Origin of the sequence: Streptomyces sp. NPDC058240 (assembly GCF_042882135.1) — a bacterium.
In the GTDB taxonomy this organism is placed as follows: domain Bacteria; phylum Actinomycetota; class Actinomycetes; order Streptomycetales; family Streptomycetaceae; genus Streptomyces.
The window spans coordinates 192,216-208,247 of record NZ_JBHVWT010000009.1; the positions used below are offsets into that span (position 1 = coordinate 192,216).

Consider the following 16,032-nt stretch of genomic DNA (forward strand, 5'->3'; position numbering starts at 1 on the left):
AGGGCCATGAGCCAGCAGCCCAGCTCCGAGGTACCGGTCCAGTCCACCGTGCAGCCGTCGGTCGGCTCCCTCGCCGCACACCGGCCGCACGCCGTCGCCGCGTCCAACGGCGCCGCACTGTCGACCGCGGCCGATCTGGATCCCGATATCGACGCCGACGTCGACGCGTACGAACCCGATGTCGACGGCGACGAGCTGCCCCAGGGCCGCTTCCTGGACCGCGAGCGCAGTTGGCTCGCGTTCAACGAACGAGTGCTCGAACTGGCCGAGGACCCGGCTACCCCCCTACTCGAACGGGCTAATTTCCTCGCCATCTTCGCCTCCAACCTGGACGAGTTCTTCATGGTCCGGGTGGCCGGTCTGAAGCGCCGTATCGCCACCGGCGTCGCCACCCGTTCCGCCTCCGGACTCCAGCCCCGCGAGGTCCTGGACCTGATCTGGACCCGCTCGCGCGAACTCATGGCCCGGCACGCCGCCTGCTACCAGCAGGACGTCGCCCCCGCCCTGTCCGACGAGGGAATCCAGCTGATCCGCTGGCCCGAGCTGACCGAGAAGGAACAGGCCCGCCTGTTCACCTTCTTCCGGCAGCGTGTCTTCCCCGTGCTGACTCCTCTCGCCGTCGACCCGGCGCACCCCTTCCCGTACATCTCGGGGCTCTCGCTCAACCTCGCCGTCGTCGTACGCAACCCGGTCAGCGGCCACCGCCACTTCGCCCGGGTCAAGGTGCCGCCGCTGCTGACCCGCTTCCTGGAGGCGTCGCCGCAGCGGTACGTGCCCATAGAGGACGTCATCGCCGCCCACCTCGAAGAGCTCTTCCCGGGCATGGAGGTCCTCGCCCACCACATGTTCCGGGTCACCAGGAACGAGGACCTGGAGGTCGAGGAGGACGATGCCGAGAACCTCCTCAAGGCCCTGGAGAAGGAGCTCATGCGGCGCCGCTTCGGCCCGCCGGTCCGCCTGGAGGTCGAGGAGTCCATCGACCCGTACGTGCTGGACCTGCTGGTACGCGAGCTGAAGGTGTCCGACGCCGAGGTCTACCCGCTGCCCGGCCCGCTCGACCTCACCGGGCTCTTCGGCATAGCGTCGCTGGACCGGCCCGAGCTGAAGTTCCCCAAGTTCATCGCCGGCACCCACCGCGATCTCGCCGAGGTCGAATCCGCCTCCGCGCCCGACATCTTCGCCGCGCTGCGCGAACGCGACGTGCTCCTGCACCACCCGTACGACTCCTTCTCCACCTCCGTACAGGCCTTCCTGGAGCAGGCCGCCGCCGACCCCGACGTCCTCGCCATCAAGCAGACCCTGTACCGGACCTCGGGCGAATCCCCGATAGTGGAAGCCCTGATCGACGCCGCCGAGTCCGGCAAGCAGGTCCTCGTGCTCGTGGAGATCAAGGCCCGCTTCGACGAGCAGGCCAACATCAAGTGGGCGCGGAAGCTGGAGGAGTCGGGCTGCCATGTCGTCTACGGTCTCGTCGGCCTCAAGACCCACTGCAAGCTCTCGCTCGTCGTCCGGCAGGAGGGCGACACCCTGCGCCGCTACTCCCACGTCGGCACCGGCAACTACCACCCCAAGACGGCCAGGCTCTACGAGGACCTCGGCCTGCTGACCGCGGACCCGCAGGTCGGCGCGGACCTGTCCGACCTCTTCAACCGGCTCTCCGGCTACTCCCGCCGCGAGACCTACCGCCGTCTCCTGGTCGCCCCGAAATCCCTGCGGGACGGGCTGATCGCCCGGATCAACAAGGAGATCACGCACCACCGGGCCGGGCGGACCGCCTACGTCCGCATCAAGGTCAACTCGATGGTCGACGAGGCGATCGTCGACGCCTGCTACCGGGCCGCGATGGCCGGCGTACCGGTGGACATCTGGGTACGCGGCATCTGCGCGATCCGTCCCGGTGTCACCGGTCTCTCCGAGAACATCCGGGTCCGCTCGATCCTGGGCCGCTTCCTCGAACACTCCCGGGTCTTCGCGTTCGGCAACGGCGGCGAACCCGAGGTGTGGTTCGGCAGCGCCGACATGATGCACCGCAATCTCGACCGCCGGATCGAAGCACTGGTCCGGGTCACCGATCCCGCCCACCGTGCCGCACTCAGCCGTCTCCTGGAGACCGGCATGGCCGACACCACCTCCTCCTGGCACCTCGGTCCCGACGGGAACTGGACCCGGCACGCCACGGACGCGGACGGCCAGCCGCTGCGGCACGTACAGGAAATGCTCATTGACGCCCGGAGGCGCCGGCGTGCGACGCCATGACCACCAGACGACGCAGGCGGACCTTACGGCAGGCGCGGTACTCGCGCCCTACCTTCAGGAACAGGCCGCCGAATTCCTCCGCAGCCTGCGCCTGCACCGCGAGAACAGCGCCCCCACGGACGCCGGAACCCACAGGGCCGAGGAGGCCGCCGGCGCGCTGCGCCGCTCCTCGCGCCGGATCAGCGGCACGCTGCACACCTTCCGGGCGGCGCTGGACGCCACCTGGGCCGAGCAGCTCCGTACCGAACTGGCCTGGCTCTCCGGCACCCTGGCCAGGGAACACGCCTACGCGACCCGGCTGCACCGGCTCCTCGAAGCGCTGCACGCCCTGTCCGGCACCTCGCTGCCCAGCGCCCGCAACGGGGCCGGCTCCGACAGCGCCGCCGACAAGGAACGCGCCGCCCTCGGCGTCGGCGCGGCCCGCGCCGGAGCGCTCCTGGAACGGCAGCTGACCCTCGCCCGGACCCGCGCCCACTCCGCGGCGCTCCAGGCGCTCGGCTCCTCCCGCTTCCACGCGGTGGCCGACGCCGTCGCACTGCTCGCCTCGGAGGTCCCGCTCGCCCCGGCGGCCGCGGCCCCGGCCGAGGAGATGCTGCACGGGCCCGCCGACCGGGCCGAACAGCAGCTGCTCGGCGCGGTGGCGGCGCTCCCGTCCGGCCAGGCGGTCGAGCCGTACAACGAGGCGCAGGACGCGCCCTGGCACCGGGCCCGGCTGCTGCTCCGGCTGCACCGGTACGCCCACGAGGTGGTGCGGGGCGCCCCCGACCCGGTCCTGGCCGCGCCGGGCCACGCGCTCGATCTGCACCGGGACGCCTCGGAGGCGGCCGCGGCGGCGGCATCGGCGGCCCGCACACCCCGCATCGCGCCCGCGACCGCGTACGCCCTGGGGGTGCTCCACGCCGACCAGCGCCATGAGGTGGAGGCGGCCCGCGGCGTGTTCCGGACGAGCTGGCCGTACACCGCCGCGGCCGTGATCGCACCATGAGCGGGGCGGTGGGCGCCCGCGGCGCCAAGCGCACCGTGAACGGGCCGGTGCTCGCCGCGGGGTGCGTGCTGTGGCGCCGGTCGGAATCCGGCGGGCTGGAGATCTGCCTGGTCCACAGACCCCGTTACGACGACTGGTCGCACCCCAAGGGCAAGCTGAAGCGCGGCGAGCCCGCGCTGGACGCCGCCCGGCGCGAGGTCCTGGAGGAGACCGGCCACCACTGCGCCCCCGGCGCCCCGCTCCCCACGGTCCGCTATCTCGCGAACGGCCGCCCCAAGGAGGTCGCCTACTGGGCGGCCGAGGCGACCGGCGGCTGCTTCGTGCCCAACGCCGAGGTGGACCGGGTGAGCTGGCTCTCCCCGGCGGCGGCCCGTACCCGCCTCACCCAGGACCGTGACCGGGATCTGCTGGACGCCCTGCTCGCGATCCTGCCGAACGCCTGACCGAGGGCCAGAACCGCACCGTCCTGCACGGTTCACCTTCCGTTCACTCTCCCCCGTAGGCCGCTTCACCTGTTCTGCCTAACTTCGGCAGTACACGGTGCGCGGCGCTACGCCGGAGCACCCAACACATCGCACGCCGTCGTAGAACGAAAAAGACCTCGGCGGCTCCTGGAAGGAACACCCGAAAAGTGAAGCTTCAGCGCAAGAACCGGCTTCGTGCCACCGCGCTCGGTGCCCTCGCCGTCTCCGGCGCCCTGGTCCTCACGGCGTGCGGTTCGGACGACAACAGCGGCGGCTCCACCGGCGGCAACGGCGGGAAGACGAGCGCCGCGTCGAACATCAAGTGCGACGACGCCAAGGGCCAGCTGCTCGCCTCCGGCTCCAGCGCGCAGAAGAACGCCATGGACCTCTGGGTCAAGAACTACATGGCCGGCTGCTCGGGCGTCGAGGTCAACTACAAGTCGTCCTCCTCCGGTGACGGCATCATCGCCTTCAACGACGGCACGGTCGGCTTCGCCGGTTCCGACTCGGCGCTGAAGCCCGAAGAGGTCGCCAACTCGAAGAAGATCTGCAAGGGCGGCCAGGGCATCAACCTCCCGATGGTCGGCGGCCCGATCGCCATCGGCTTCCACCTGGAAGGTGTCGACAGCCTCACGCTGGACGCCCCCACCCTCGCCAAGATCTTCGACGGCAAGATCAAGAAGTGGAACGACCCGGCGATCGCCAAGCTCAACAGCGGCGCGAAGCTCCCGGACAAGGCCATCCAGGCCTTCCACCGTTCCGATGACTCCGGCACCACCCAGAACCTCGGCAAGTACCTGGGCGCAGCCGCCCCGAGCGACTGGAAGTACGAGGCCGAGAAGAAGTGGCCGGCCCCCGGTGGCCAGTCCGCGTCCACCTCCTCCGATGTGGCCGCTCAGGTGAAGCAGGTCGACGGCGCGATCGGCTACTTCGAGCTCAGCTACGCCACCTCGCAGTCGCTCTCCACCGTCGACATCGACACCGGTGGCGCCGCCCCGGTCAAGGCGACCCCGGAGAACGCCTCCAAGGCCATCGCCGCCGCCAAGATCAAGGGCACCGGCAAGGACCTGGCGCTCGACCTCGACTACGGCACCAAGGCCGAGGGCGCCTACCCGATCGTCCTGGTGACGTACGAGGTCGTCTGCGACAAGGGCAACAAGGCCGAGACCCTTCCCACGGTCAAGTCCTTCCTGAACTACACCGCCGGTGACGAGGGCCAGAAGCTCCTCATCGACGCCGGCTACGCGCCGATCCCGACCGAGATCAACGCCAAGGTCCGCGAGACCATCGGCTCCCTCTCGTAACCGGGACGCGCAAGCACCACCAGTAACACCTTCAGCAACACCAGCAACATCCGGCGGACCGGTCCGGTGCACCCCTCCGGACCGGTCCGCCACCACCCATCCGGTGCACCGCCGCCAGGGGAGCCAGACCGCTCCCCCACACAGACCGGAAAGACCATGGCTTCCACCACACCGATAGAAACGCCGCCGGCAGCGCCGGTGGCGCGCAAGCGCGCCGGGACCAAGTCCGGGCGCGTGGGCGACAAGGTCTTCCTGGGCCTCTCCAGGGGCTCGGGCATCCTGCTGCTCGTGATCATGGCGTCGATCGCCGTGTTCCTGACCTACCGCGCCTCGCTCGCCGTGTCCAAGGACGAAGGCAACTTCCTCACCACCCTGGACTGGAACCCGGCCGGCGACCCGCCGGTCTTCGGCATCGCGGTCCTCCTCTTCGGCACGATCGTCAGCTCGGTCATCGCGATGGCCATCGCCGTCCCGGTCGCTGTCGGTATCGCCCTGTTCATCTCGCACTACGCGCCGCGCAAGCTGGCCGCGCCCCTCGCATACGTCGTCGACCTGCTCGCCGCAGTGCCGAGCATCGTGTACGGCATCTGGGGCGCCCTCGTCCTGGTCCCGTACCTGGAGGGCACGAACCTCTGGCTCGACCAGTTCTTCGGCTGGACGTACATCTTCGAGAAGACCGAGGTCGGCGTCGCCCGCTCGCTCTTCACCGTCGGCATCCTGCTCGCGATCATGATCCTGCCGATCGTGACCAGCGTCAGCCGCGAAGTCTTCCTCCAGGTCCCGAGGATGAACGAGGAAGCCGCCCTCGCCCTGGGCGCCACCCGCTGGGAGGTCATCCGCCTCTCGGTGATCCCCTTCGGCCGCTCCGGCGTGATCTCCGCCTCGATGCTGGGCCTGGGCCGTGCGCTCGGCGAGACGATGGCCGTCGCCACGGTCCTGTCGCCGAGCTTCCTCATCTCCGGCCATCTGCTCAACCCGGGCGGCGGCACCTTCGCCCAGAACATCGCCGCGAAGTTCGGCGAGGCCGACGAGCTCGGGCGCGACGCCCTGATCGCCTCCGGTCTCGTGCTCTTCATCCTCACTCTGCTGGTCAACGGCGCGGCCCGGCTGATCATCGCCCGCCGCAAGGAATACTCGGGGGCCAACGCATGAGCCAGGCAGCCAACACCGGCATACAGGAGCGCCCCGCCCCGACGGCGTCCGCCCGCCCGACCAGCCTGAGCAGCCGGGCACTCCCCCGCTGGGCCCCCTTCGCCTTCGCGGCCGTCGCAATCGTGCTGGGCGTGGGCACCGGCATGGCGGCGGGCTGGCAGAGCCGCACCCAGTGGGGGCTGTTCTCCGCCCTCCTCTTCGTCGTCATCTCGTACGTCACGACCTCGGTCGTCGAGAACCGGCGCCAGGCCAAGGACCGGCTCGCCACCAGCGTCGTCTGGGTCTGCTTCCTGCTGGCCGTCGTGCCGCTCGCCTCGCTGCTGTGGACGACGATCAGCCGCGGCGCGGAGCGCCTGGACGGGTACTTCCTGACCCACTCGATGGCCGGCGTGCTCGGCACCGAGGCGACCGGCGGTGTCTACCACGCACTGATCGGAACGCTGGAGCAGGTCGGCATCGCCACCGTGATCTCCGCCCCGATCGGCATGCTGACCGCCGTCTACCTGGTGGAGTACGGCAAGGGCGCCCTGGCCAAGGCCGTGACCTTCTTCGTCGACGTCATGACGGGCATCCCGTCCATCGTCGCGGGTCTCTTCATCCTGTCGATCATGCTGATGACGAAGATCCCGCCGTCCGGTCTGATGGGTGCGCTGGCGCTCACGATCCTGATGATCCCGGTCGTGGTCCGCTCCACCGAGGAGATGCTCAAGCTCGTCCCGAACGAGCTCCGCGAGGCATCGCTGGCCCTCGGCGTCCCGAAGTGGCGCACGATCCTGAAGGTGGTCCTGCCGACCGCGATCGGCGGCATCACCACCGGTGTGATGCTCGCGATCGCCCGGATCGCCGGTGAGACCGCGCCGATCATGCTGCTGGTCTTCGGCAGCCAGCTGATCAACACCAACCCGTTCCAGGGCGCACAGTCCTCGCTCCCCTTGTACATCTGGGAGCAGTACAGGGTCGGCACCGACCAGTCGTACGACCGTGCCTGGGCCGCCGCGCTGGTCCTGATCGCCTTCGTCATGATCCTCAACCTGGTGGCCCGCGGCATCGCCCGCTGGAAGGCCCCGAAGACCGGCCGCTGACCGCGGCACGAAAGAAGCAGTGATTCAGATGGCCAAGCGCATCGACGTCAGCGGCCTGTCCGCCTACTACGGCTCCCACCTCGCCATCGAGGACATCTCGATGACCGTGGAGCCCCGCTCCGTGACCGCCTTCATCGGCCCGTCCGGCTGCGGCAAGTCCACCTTCCTGCGCACCCTGAACCGCATGCACGAGGTCACCCCCGGTGGCCGCGTCGAGGGCAAGGTGCTGCTGGACGACGAGAACCTGTACGGGGCGAACGTCGACCCGGTCACCGTGCGCCGCACGGTCGGCATGGTCTTCCAGCGCCCGAACCCGTTCCCGACCATGTCGATCTTCGACAACGTCGCCGCGGGCCTCAGGCTGAACGGCTCGTACAAGAAGAGCCAGCTGCCCGACATCGTCGAGAAGTCCTTGCGCGGCGCCAACCTCTGGAACGAGGTCAAGGACCGGCTGAACAAGCCCGGCTCCGGTCTCTCCGGCGGTCAGCAGCAGCGCCTGTGCATCGCCCGCGCGATCGCGGTCGAGCCGGACGTGCTGCTGATGGACGAGCCGTGCTCCGCCCTGGACCCGATCTCCACCCTCGCCATCGAGGACCTGATCGGCGAGCTGAAGGAGCGCTTCACGATCGTCATCGTGACGCACAACATGCAGCAGGCGGCCCGTGTCTCGGACCGCACGGCGTTCTTCAACCTCGCGGCGGTCGGCAAGCCCGGCAAGCTCGTGGAGATCGACGAGACGGAACGCATCTTCTCCAACCCGTCCGTCCAGGCCACCGAGGACTACATCTCGGGCCGCTTCGGATAGTCACCCGGCAACGGGGCTGACGTGGGCCGGGGGCGTGGGTGGTTACGCCCGGTGGTGGTTTCCACCGGCGAACCGCCTCACCCCTCCGGCGAACCGGCCTCGTCCCCAGACGGCCTTGAGGTGCTGCATGGCGGTGCCACCGCAAGGCGAAGGGGCCGCCCCCGCTCCCCGCAGAGGGAGTGGGGGCGGCCCCGTTTCCGTACCGCCGTGATCATGGCCGGCCGTCAGCCGAAGAGCAGAACCACGACTCCGTAGCTCGCGGCGGCGACCAGCGCCGCGGCCGGCATCGTGATGAACCAGCCCAGGATGATGTTCTTGGCGACACCCCACCGCACGGCGTTCACCCGCTTCGTGGCGCCCACACCCATGATCGCCGAGGTGATCACATGCGTCGTGGAGATCGGCGCGTGGAACAGGAACGCCGAACCGAACATGATCGACGCGCCCGTCGTCTCCGCCGCGAACCCCTGCGGCGGGTCCAGCTCGATGATCTTCCGGCCGAGCGTCCGCATGATGCGCCAGCCACCCGCGTACGTACCCAGCGAGAGCATCAGGGCGCAGACCAGCTTCACCCAGACCGGGATCGGGTCGCTCGGGCTCTCGACGTCGGCGATGACCAGCGCCATCACCACGATGCCCATCGTCTTCTGCGCGTCCTGCAGACCGTGGCCGAGCGCCATGCCCGCGGCCGAGACCGTCTGTGCGATCCGGAAGCCGCGCTTGGCCTTGTGCGGGTTGGACTTCCGGAACATCCACATGATCGCGACCATCACCAGATAGCCGACGACCAGGCCGATGACCGGCGAGACGAACATCGGGATGACGACCTTGTCCAGCACCCCGTCCCAGTGCACCATCGTCCCGCCGGCGAGCGCCGCGCCGACCATGCCGCCGAACAGGGCGTGCGAGGACGAGGAGGGCAGCCCGAAGTACCAGGTGACGAGGTTCCAGATGATCGCGCCGACGAGCGCGGCGAAGAGGATGCCCATCCCCTTGTGGCCCTCGGGCGTCGCGATCAGACCCTCGCTGACGGTCTTGGCGACACCGCTGCCCAGGAACGCACCCGCGAGGTTCATCACCGCGGCCATCGCCAGCGCCGCGCGGGGCGTGAGTGCGCGGGTGGAGACGGACGTGGCGATGGCGTTCGCCGAGTCGTGGAAGCCGTTCGTATACGTGAAGCCGAGCGCGACACCGATGGTCACGATCAGCACAAAGGTGTCCACGTGGTTCAGGACTCCTTGACCGCGATGGTCTCCACCGTGTTGGCGACGTGCTCGAACGCGTCGGCCGCCTCTTCCAGCACGTCCACGATCTGCTTGAGCTTCAGCACCTCTATGGCGTCGTACTTGCCGTTGAAGAGATGGGCGAGCAGTTTGCGGTGGATCTGGTCGGCCTGGTTCTCCAGACGGTTGACCTCGATCCAGTACTCGGTGAGATTGTCCATGGTCCGCAGCCCCGGCATCGCCTCGGCGGTCAGCTCGGCCGCCCGGGCCAGCACCTCGATCTGCTGGGCGACGCCCTTGGGAAGTTCCTCGACCTGATACAGCACGACCAGGTCGACGGCCTCCTCCATGAAGTCCATGATGTCGTCGAGCGAAGAAGCGAGGTTGTAAATGTCCTCGCGGTCGAAGGGCGTAATGAAAGAGGAGTTCAGCTGGTGGAAGATCGCGTGGGTGGCATCGTCCCCCGCGTGCTCCGCTGCCCGCATGCGCTCCGCGATCTCGACTCGGGAGGCAGAGTCCGCCCCGAGCAGTTCCATCAGGAGTTTCGAGCCCGTGACGATGTTGTCCGCGGATGCGGAGAACATGTCGTAGAAGCTCGTCTCCCTGGGGGTCAGACGAAAGCGCACGTGGGGTCCTCGGGGTGCTTTGGATTCGGTCAGGCTGATGCTAGGCGCATCATCCGGCCACGGCTAACCGGCGTTCTTCAGTGTCGCGCATCAGGCACAGTGATGAGCACGGGCCCCCGGTCACGTTTCAGCTGAATTCGTTAAGATATACCCACCAGGGGTATATAGACGGCAGGGTAAAGGGAAAACGGGAGGAAGTAATGACCACCACCGAGACCGCCGGGACCACCGCCGAGACGGAATCCACCGTCACCGATCACGACCGCGGCATACACGGTTATCACCACCAGAAGGCCGAACACCTCAAGCGGCTGCGCCGGATCGAGGGCCAGATCCGCGGTCTCCAGCGCATGGTCGACGAGGACGTCTACTGCATCGACATACTGACCCAGGTATCGGCGTCCACGAAGGCGCTCCAGTCCTTCGCCCTCCAGCTGCTGGAGGAGCACCTGCGGCACTGCGTCGCGGACGCGGCGGTCAAGGGCGGCGAGGAGATCGACGCCAAGGTCGAGGAAGCCACGAAGGCGATCGCCCGGCTGCTCCGCACCTGATGGCGGGGGTCCTCGGGCCGCGGGACGCTCACCCCCGGTGGTCGCCCTGCCGGGGGACGGTGGACCGCTCGGTGATCACCCGGACGTTGAGCACCTCGTCGATACGGTCCGCACTGAGCCGTTCCCCGATCGCGGCCGACGCGGCGATCATCAGCTCACCGCAGAGCTCGATCTCGGCGAGGGCCACATGGTCGGATACGGTCCGCGTGCTGAGCGTCACCACGTCACTCACCTCTCACTGCCGTCGCCGGCTTCCTAGCGTAGGGAGCGGACCACGGGCCGCGCATGGCACGGACGGACCATTTCGTCACCGCCGGCATGCCTATGCCTCCGCCCGCACCCGTCCGCCCCTCGGCTATCGCTGTCGGATCTGCCCCGTATAGATGTCGCGGCCCTCCGGAAGCCGTACGGAGACCGGCACCCCGAAGCCGAACAGCAATGTGGTCGACACCACCTCCACCGCCGGCCCCTCGTTGGCGAAGCTGAACCGGTGGCGCACCTTGCACAGCCGCCCCTGCTCGTCGAGGTACGCGTCGAACGGCACCGTGTCCGTGCTGAACCCTTTCGCTGCCGCCGCCAGCGCCCCGCCCGATCCCGGCGCGGCCTCGCGAGCGGCCAGCCCGATGTCCGCCGTCCCCCGGTAGTGCCGCACGGGGACCCCGGCGAGCACGGTCTTCCCCACGTACGTCACCTGCCGCGCCCCGCGCAGCAGTTCGGCGGCGGCCATCGGATCGGTCACCCCGCCGGTGACGAGATTGCCGTCCTCCAGGGCCGTCGTGTCGACCCTGACCCATTTGTCCGCGGGCACTCCGGCGCCGCGGTTCATCATGTAGAGCGCGCCGGGGGCCAGCAGTTCGGTGATGGGACGGTGCTCCTCCTCACCGGCGGCGTCCTTGGGCAGCACGACCATGAGCCGGCCCTTCCGGTTGCGGAAGTCGTACGTGCCCCGGCCCCTGATGGTCACCCGCGTCCCGCCCGCCGCGGTCTCCATCGACGTACGCACCTCGGCGGTCCCGGCGGTGTACCCGGGAGCGGAGGCGGCCACCGCCACCGTTCCGGTCCCGCTCACCGTCCCCGCCAGCACCGCGGCCGCGCGGTGGACCGCGTCGAGGGCATCGGCCGCGCCCCGCTCGTCGGCCACGGCCCGGTCACCGCCGCCACCGCTGCCCGAACATCCGGCGGTCGCCGCCATCACACCCACCACGGCAAGGGCGCAGACAGCGCGCGCCCCGCCTCCGGACCTGTGCTGCCGCACCACCATCGCCTGCCAACCCCCAACGCCGTAACGCCTGCCCGAGAGGCCCATCCGTCCGGATAACGACGCCCCGTGTCCCCCGTCACGCCGCCCCCGTCGGCCACACCGCCGGGTGGCCGTGCCCAGTACCGTGGACGGGTGTATGACCAACGCCCCGACGAGGTCCCGCCGACCGCCCCCGCCCCCGTGTCCGCCGGGCACGAACCCACGACCGTCGAACGCGGCTCCTTCTGCACCGCACGCTGCGCCTGTGGGTGGTTCGGACCGGCCCGCCGCTCCAGAGACCGGGCGCGTACGGACGCCGCGGAGCACCGCGCGGCACCCTGACTCCTCCCCCGGTACGTCCGCCGTCCCCGGCGTCTCCGGCTGATCCCCCGCACCCCGGCCTCCGCCCCCACCGTCCGGCCCTTGAGCGCCAAGACTCGGAGATCCGATGAACCTGCCACCCCTGCCCGCCCGGCGCACCCTGCTCACCGCGGGCGCCGCGGCAGCACTCACCGGCGTCACCACCACCGCCTGCAGCGGCACTTCAGGTACTTCCGGCACCTCGGGAAGCACAGGGGGCACGGGGAGCACAGGGGGCACGGGGGGCACCGGAAGCACGGGAAGCTCTCCCGCCTCACCGGCGTCATCGGCCCCGCCGAAGCCCTCCCCCGCCGGACCGGCGGACTGGTCGGCCCTGGCCAAGAGCCTCGACGGCAGCGTCGTACGGCCCCAGGACGCCTCCTATCCGACCGCCCATCAGCTCTACAACACCCGCTTCGACGGCCTGAAACCCGCAGCGGTCGCCTACGTCCGGCACGAGGCGGACATCCGCGAATGCCTGTCCTTCGCCCGCCGCACGGCCACCCCGGTGTCCATCCGCAGCGGCGGACACTCGTACGCGGGCTGGTCGAGCGGAAACGGCCGCCTCGTCCTTGACGTCTCGTCACTGTCCCGCGTCGGGGCGAACGGCACGATCGGCGCGGGCGCCAAACTCATCGACGTCTACCAGGGCCTCGCCCGCAGCGGCCTGACGATCCCCGGCGGCTCCTGCCCCACCGTCGGCATCTCCGGCCTCACCCTCGGCGGCGGCCACGGCGTCGCCTCCCGCGCATACGGCCTGACCTGCGACAGCCTGACCGCGGCGACCATCGTCACGGCCGACGGCAAGACCCTCACCGCGGACGCCAAGCGCCACCCGGACCTCTTCTGGGCGCTGCGCGGTGCGGGCAACGGCAACTTCGGCGTGGTCACCGAGCTGACGTTCCGCACCCGCCCGGCCCCGCAGACCGTCACCGCGTACATGTCGTGGCCGTGGTCACGCGCCCGGTCCGTCGTCTCGGCCTGGCAGGAGTGGGGCCCGTCCCAGCCCGACGAGATCTGGTCCTCCGCACACCTCGCCGCCGGCCCCGGGGGCGGCAACCCGACCGTTTCGGTCGCCGCGTTCAGCCTGGGTACCTACGGCGACCTGCAGAACGCCGTCGACCGCCTCGCCGACCGGATCGGTGCCCCGGCCTCCTCCGTCTCGCTGCGCCGCCGCAGTTACCAGGAGTCGATGCTCGTGTACGCGGGCTGCTCGGGCATCACCGACGCGCAGTGCCATCTGCCGGGGACGACGCCCGGCCGCACCACCCAGGGCACGCTCCAGCGCGAGACGTACGCCGCGGCGTCCGACTTCTACGACCGCTCCCTGTCCCCGGCGGGCGTGCAGGCCCTGCTCGACCGGACCGAGGCCTTCACCCGGATCCCGGTGACGCAGGGCGGCGGTGGCGGCTCCATCGCACTCACCGCGCTCGGCGGGGCGATCAACCGGGTCTCCCCGCAGTCGACGGCCTTCGTCCACCGCGGCTCGCGCGTGCTCGCCCAGTACATCGGTTCCTGGAACCCCGGCACGGCGGGCGGCGCCCAACAGGACTGGCTGAAAAACACTCATGCGGCGATGCGCCGGCACGCTTCCGGAGCGGCGTACCAGAACTACACCGACCCGGCGCTGACCGACTGGCGCCGGGCCTACTACGGCTCGGCGGCCGACCGCCTCACCGATCTGAAGAAGCAGTACGACCCGGAGCGCCTCTTCGCCTTCCCGCAGTCGCTCTGACGGGCGGTCGCGGGGCAGGGGTGCCGTGCGATCGGGGGCGCGGGTGCCGTGCGATCGGGGGCGCGGGCCAGACGCGCCGCCCCGCACCCGCGCGGCCGGGTCCTACGCGGCCAGGTCCTTCTCGCCGTCGCCGCCGCCCGTGCCCGGACGCGGCTCGGGGATTCCGAACGCCCCGGCCCGGCTCCCGGCCGCGGTCACCGGCTCCGGTCGCCGCGACCGTACGAGCCGGCCGAACCGGTCCGAACGCGAGACGGCCGCCGTCAACGGGGTCAGCAGCATCATCGCCAGCGGGGCGAGCAGCAGGGCGATCGCCGTGCCGAGCGCGAATCCGCCGATGACGTCGGTCGGGTAGTGGACACCCATGTAGATCCGGCAGAAGCCCTCCACGAGGGCGAGGGCGATAGCGGCGATGCCGAACTTCCGGTTGGCCACGAAGATCCCGACGGCCAGTGCCATCGCCATCGTGGCGTGGTCGCTCACGAAGGAGAAGTCGTTCTTCCCCGCCACCAGGACGTCCAGCCCCTGGTGGTCCTTGAACGGGCGGGGCCGGTGCACGAATCCGCGGATCGGAATGTTGATCAGGAGCGCGATCCCGGCGGCGAGCGGTGCCCAGACGATCCCGGAGACGGCCGTCACCGAGTCGTCGGCCGTGCCGCGCCGGCGCACGCTCCACCAGCACCACAGGACCACCAGGACCATGCCGAGCATGATTCCGTACTCACCGACGAACTCCATGACCCGGTCGAACCAGGTGGGAGCGGACTTCGCGAGTCCGTTGATGTCGTAGAGCAGGCTGACGTCGGGGTTCGACCCATCCAGTGCGAGTCCAGCCATCTGCTGCGGCCCCTTGCCTTGTCTGCTGCCGCGGGCACACCGGTGTGCACCGCTTTGACGAACCCCCGTGTCGGTTCGATCACTGCGTGGATCACTACTGCGTAAGTCGGTGCCGCGCCGCATGGTCGATGCGCCGTCGTTCCGGTCCACCCAGGGAACGATGTCCCGTGTGTGTGCGTTCCACTCTCCACCGAATGATCACCATGACGTTATCGAAGAGTGACTCATCGTCGCAGCTCAGGGCCCAGGCTTCACGGAGAGTTCCGGCCACCGCCGCCACCGCGTCATGCCGTCGGCAGGGCCGTCGGAAGGGCCGCCGCCCCGTCCTTGGTCACGCGCGTCGCGCCGAAGTAGTCGGCCGCGTCGATCTTGTCGAACCGGATCACGGCCCCGGTGTACGGAGCGTTGATCATGTACCCGCCGCCGACGTAGATCCCCACGTGATGGATGGCCCGCGAGTTGCCCAGGTCGTTCGAGAAGAACACCAGGTCGCCCGGGAGCAGCTCGTCGCGGGAGGGGTGCGGCCCGGCGTTGTACTGATCGTTCGCCACCCGGGGCAGCTCGATGTCCACGGTCCGGTACGCGGCCTGGGTCAGCCCCGAGCAGTCGAACCGCCCGTTCTGCTCGGGCGTGCCGTTGCCGCCCCAGAGATACGGCGTACCGAGCTTCTTCTGTGCGAAGTAGATCGCCCCGGCCGCCTGCTCCGAGGGCTGTACGCGGCCGACGGGCCTGGCGAAGCTCTTCTCCAGGGAGCGGATGATGGTGACGTAGTTCTGCGTCTCCGAAATGTCCGGAACCCCACCGGACCGGATCACCCGGTACGCGCCGGCGTTGTACGCGGCCAGCATGTTGTCCGTCTGATCCCCCGGCACCTTCTTCACATAGCCGGCCAGTTCGCAGTCGTAGGAGGCGGCGGACGGAATCGCGTCGGCCGGATCCCATACGTCCCGGTCGCCGTCCTTGTCCCCGTCGATCCCGTGTCCGGCCCAGGTGCCCGGGATGAACTGGGCGATGCCCTGCGCGGCGGCGGGACTCTCGGCCCGGGGGTTCCAGCCGCTCTCCTGGTACAGCTGGGCGGCCAGCAGCGCCGGGTTGATGGCGGGGCAGAGGTTGCCCCACTTCTGCACCAGCGGCTGGTACTTCGCGGGCACGGCCCCCTTGGCCAGCGCAACGGCGCCGCCGCCGGACCCGGCGAGTCCGGCGGCGGCGGAGTACGTACCGACGACGAGCAGCGCCACGAAGCACATGGCCATGCCGACACCGATGCCACCGACCACCCAGAATTTCCGCACCCCTCAACCATCCCCCATCGAGGACGCGTTCATGGCCGTTTTCGACGGTGTGTACGAGTCATGCGAGTCATCGGGGGTCACCGACCGGTCAATCCGGCGCACGGGATCACCGGTCCGGCGCAC

The 16,032-nt window shown here is 69.8% G+C and carries 16 protein-coding genes; 10 read left to right on the forward strand and 6 right to left on the reverse strand.

What is annotated here, in order from left to right; all coding sequences use genetic code 11:
* The first annotated feature begins 6 nt into the window (after positions 1–6).
* From ACFVX4_RS18425 to pstB, 7 genes are all read left to right on the forward strand, one after another.
* Positions 7–2,256: an RNA degradosome polyphosphate kinase gene (locus tag ACFVX4_RS18425; protein WP_389978057.1), complete on the forward strand. Its 2,250-nt coding sequence runs from the start codon at positions 7–9 to the stop codon at positions 2,254–2,256.
* Positions 2,243–3,241: a CHAD domain-containing protein gene (locus ACFVX4_RS18430; RefSeq protein ID WP_389978060.1), complete on the forward strand. Its 999-nt coding sequence runs from the start codon at positions 2,243–2,245 to the stop codon at positions 3,239–3,241. The genes ACFVX4_RS18425 and ACFVX4_RS18430 overlap by 14 nt, the downstream gene beginning before the upstream one ends.
* Positions 3,242–3,276: 35 nt before the next feature.
* Complete coding sequence (locus tag ACFVX4_RS18435; protein WP_389978155.1) at positions 3,277–3,684, forward strand: NUDIX hydrolase; 408 nt, start codon at positions 3,277–3,279, stop codon at positions 3,682–3,684.
* Positions 3,685–3,872: 188 nt separating this feature from the next.
* On the forward strand, positions 3,873–5,009 hold the full coding sequence (pstS, locus tag ACFVX4_RS18440) for a phosphate ABC transporter substrate-binding protein PstS (RefSeq protein ID WP_389978063.1): 1,137 nt from the start codon (positions 3,873–3,875) through the stop codon (positions 5,007–5,009).
* Between the two features lie 156 nt (positions 5,010–5,165).
* The gene (gene pstC / locus ACFVX4_RS18445) at positions 5,166–6,161 is read left to right on the forward strand and encodes a phosphate ABC transporter permease subunit PstC (RefSeq protein ID WP_389978066.1); all 996 of its coding nucleotides are present in this window, start codon (positions 5,166–5,168) and stop codon (positions 6,159–6,161) included.
* The gene (pstA, locus tag ACFVX4_RS18450; RefSeq protein ID WP_389978069.1) at positions 6,158–7,243 is read left to right on the forward strand and encodes a phosphate ABC transporter permease PstA; all 1,086 of its coding nucleotides are present in this window, start codon (positions 6,158–6,160) and stop codon (positions 7,241–7,243) included. Before pstC ends, pstA begins: the two co-directional genes overlap by 4 nt.
* A 28-nt stretch (positions 7,244–7,271) precedes the next feature.
* Positions 7,272–8,048: a phosphate ABC transporter ATP-binding protein PstB gene (gene pstB / locus ACFVX4_RS18455; RefSeq protein ID WP_389978072.1), complete on the forward strand. Its 777-nt coding sequence runs from the start codon at positions 7,272–7,274 to the stop codon at positions 8,046–8,048.
* Positions 8,049–8,272: 224 nt separating this feature from the next.
* Here pstB and ACFVX4_RS18460 read toward each other — a convergent pair whose 3' ends face one another.
* Positions 8,273–9,271 carry an inorganic phosphate transporter gene (locus ACFVX4_RS18460; protein WP_266914046.1) on the reverse strand — a complete coding sequence of 333 codons (999 nt, stop codon included), beginning with the start codon at positions 9,269–9,271 and terminating at the stop codon, positions 8,273–8,275.
* 5 nt (positions 9,272–9,276) lie between these two features.
* Positions 9,277–9,897, reverse strand: a complete 621-nt coding sequence (locus ACFVX4_RS18465; RefSeq protein ID WP_093899728.1) for a DUF47 domain-containing protein — start codon at positions 9,895–9,897, stop codon at positions 9,277–9,279.
* Positions 9,898–10,097: 200 nt separating this feature from the next.
* On the opposite strand from ACFVX4_RS18465, the gene ACFVX4_RS18470 reads away from it, so the two are divergent.
* Positions 10,098–10,448, forward strand: a complete 351-nt coding sequence (locus ACFVX4_RS18470; RefSeq protein ID WP_329814405.1) for a metal-sensitive transcriptional regulator — start codon at positions 10,098–10,100, stop codon at positions 10,446–10,448.
* Between the two features lie 28 nt (positions 10,449–10,476).
* Here ACFVX4_RS18470 and ACFVX4_RS18475 read toward each other — a convergent pair whose 3' ends face one another.
* Both ACFVX4_RS18475 and ACFVX4_RS18480 read right to left on the reverse strand, forming a co-directional pair.
* Positions 10,477–10,671: a hypothetical protein gene (locus tag ACFVX4_RS18475; protein WP_389978076.1), complete on the reverse strand. Its 195-nt coding sequence runs from the start codon at positions 10,669–10,671 to the stop codon at positions 10,477–10,479.
* Between the two features lie 132 nt (positions 10,672–10,803).
* Positions 10,804–11,709 (reverse strand): hypothetical protein, encoded by a 906-nt coding sequence (locus ACFVX4_RS18480; protein WP_389978079.1) that lies wholly within the window; start codon positions 11,707–11,709, stop codon positions 10,804–10,806.
* A 132-nt stretch (positions 11,710–11,841) separates the two neighbouring features.
* On the opposite strand from ACFVX4_RS18480, the gene ACFVX4_RS18485 reads away from it, so the two are divergent.
* Both ACFVX4_RS18485 and ACFVX4_RS18490 read left to right on the forward strand, forming a co-directional pair.
* The gene (locus ACFVX4_RS18485) at positions 11,842–12,030 is read left to right on the forward strand and encodes a hypothetical protein (RefSeq protein ID WP_389978082.1); all 189 of its coding nucleotides are present in this window, start codon (positions 11,842–11,844) and stop codon (positions 12,028–12,030) included.
* A gap of 106 nt (positions 12,031–12,136) precedes the next feature.
* Positions 12,137–13,783, forward strand: a complete 1,647-nt coding sequence (locus tag ACFVX4_RS18490; RefSeq protein WP_389978084.1) for an FAD-binding oxidoreductase — start codon at positions 12,137–12,139, stop codon at positions 13,781–13,783.
* A gap of 102 nt (positions 13,784–13,885) precedes the next feature.
* Here ACFVX4_RS18490 and ACFVX4_RS18495 read toward each other — a convergent pair whose 3' ends face one another.
* Together ACFVX4_RS18495 and ACFVX4_RS18500 are read right to left on the reverse strand one after the other, a co-directional pair.
* Positions 13,886–14,617, reverse strand: a complete 732-nt coding sequence (locus ACFVX4_RS18495; protein ID WP_389978087.1) for a phosphatase PAP2 family protein — start codon at positions 14,615–14,617, stop codon at positions 13,886–13,888.
* A gap of 284 nt (positions 14,618–14,901) precedes the next feature.
* A complete protein-coding gene (locus tag ACFVX4_RS18500) occupies positions 14,902–15,864 on the reverse strand; it encodes an NlpC/P60 family protein (RefSeq protein WP_389978158.1) in 963 nt (320 codons plus the stop codon).
* Positions 15,865–16,032 lie beyond the last annotated feature (168 nt).

Bases quoted from the DNA above. Each gene is read 5' to 3' on its own strand.
- ACFVX4_RS18425 (WP_389978057.1), top strand. From the start codon at position 7: ATGAGCCAGCAGCCCAGCTCCGAGGTACCGGTCCAGTCCACCGTGCAG.
- pstC (WP_389978066.1), top strand. From the start codon at position 5,166: ATGGCTTCCACCACACCGATAGAAACGCCGCCGGCAGCGCCGGTGGCG.
- pstA (WP_389978069.1), top strand. From the start codon at position 6,158: ATGAGCCAGGCAGCCAACACCGGCATACAGGAGCGCCCCGCCCCGACG.
- pstB (WP_389978072.1), top strand. From the start codon at position 7,272: ATGGCCAAGCGCATCGACGTCAGCGGCCTGTCCGCCTACTACGGCTCC.
- ACFVX4_RS18470 (WP_329814405.1), top strand. From the start codon at position 10,098: ATGACCACCACCGAGACCGCCGGGACCACCGCCGAGACGGAATCCACC.
- ACFVX4_RS18480 (WP_389978079.1), bottom strand. From the start codon at position 11,709: ATGGTGGTGCGGCAGCACAGGTCCGGAGGCGGGGCGCGCGCTGTCTGC.
- ACFVX4_RS18490 (WP_389978084.1), top strand. From the start codon at position 12,137: ATGAACCTGCCACCCCTGCCCGCCCGGCGCACCCTGCTCACCGCGGGC.
- ACFVX4_RS18495 (WP_389978087.1), bottom strand. From the start codon at position 14,617: ATGGCTGGACTCGCACTGGATGGGTCGAACCCCGACGTCAGCCTGCTC.
- ACFVX4_RS18500 (WP_389978158.1), bottom strand. From the start codon at position 15,864: ATGTGCTTCGTGGCGCTGCTCGTCGTCGGTACGTACTCCGCCGCCGCC.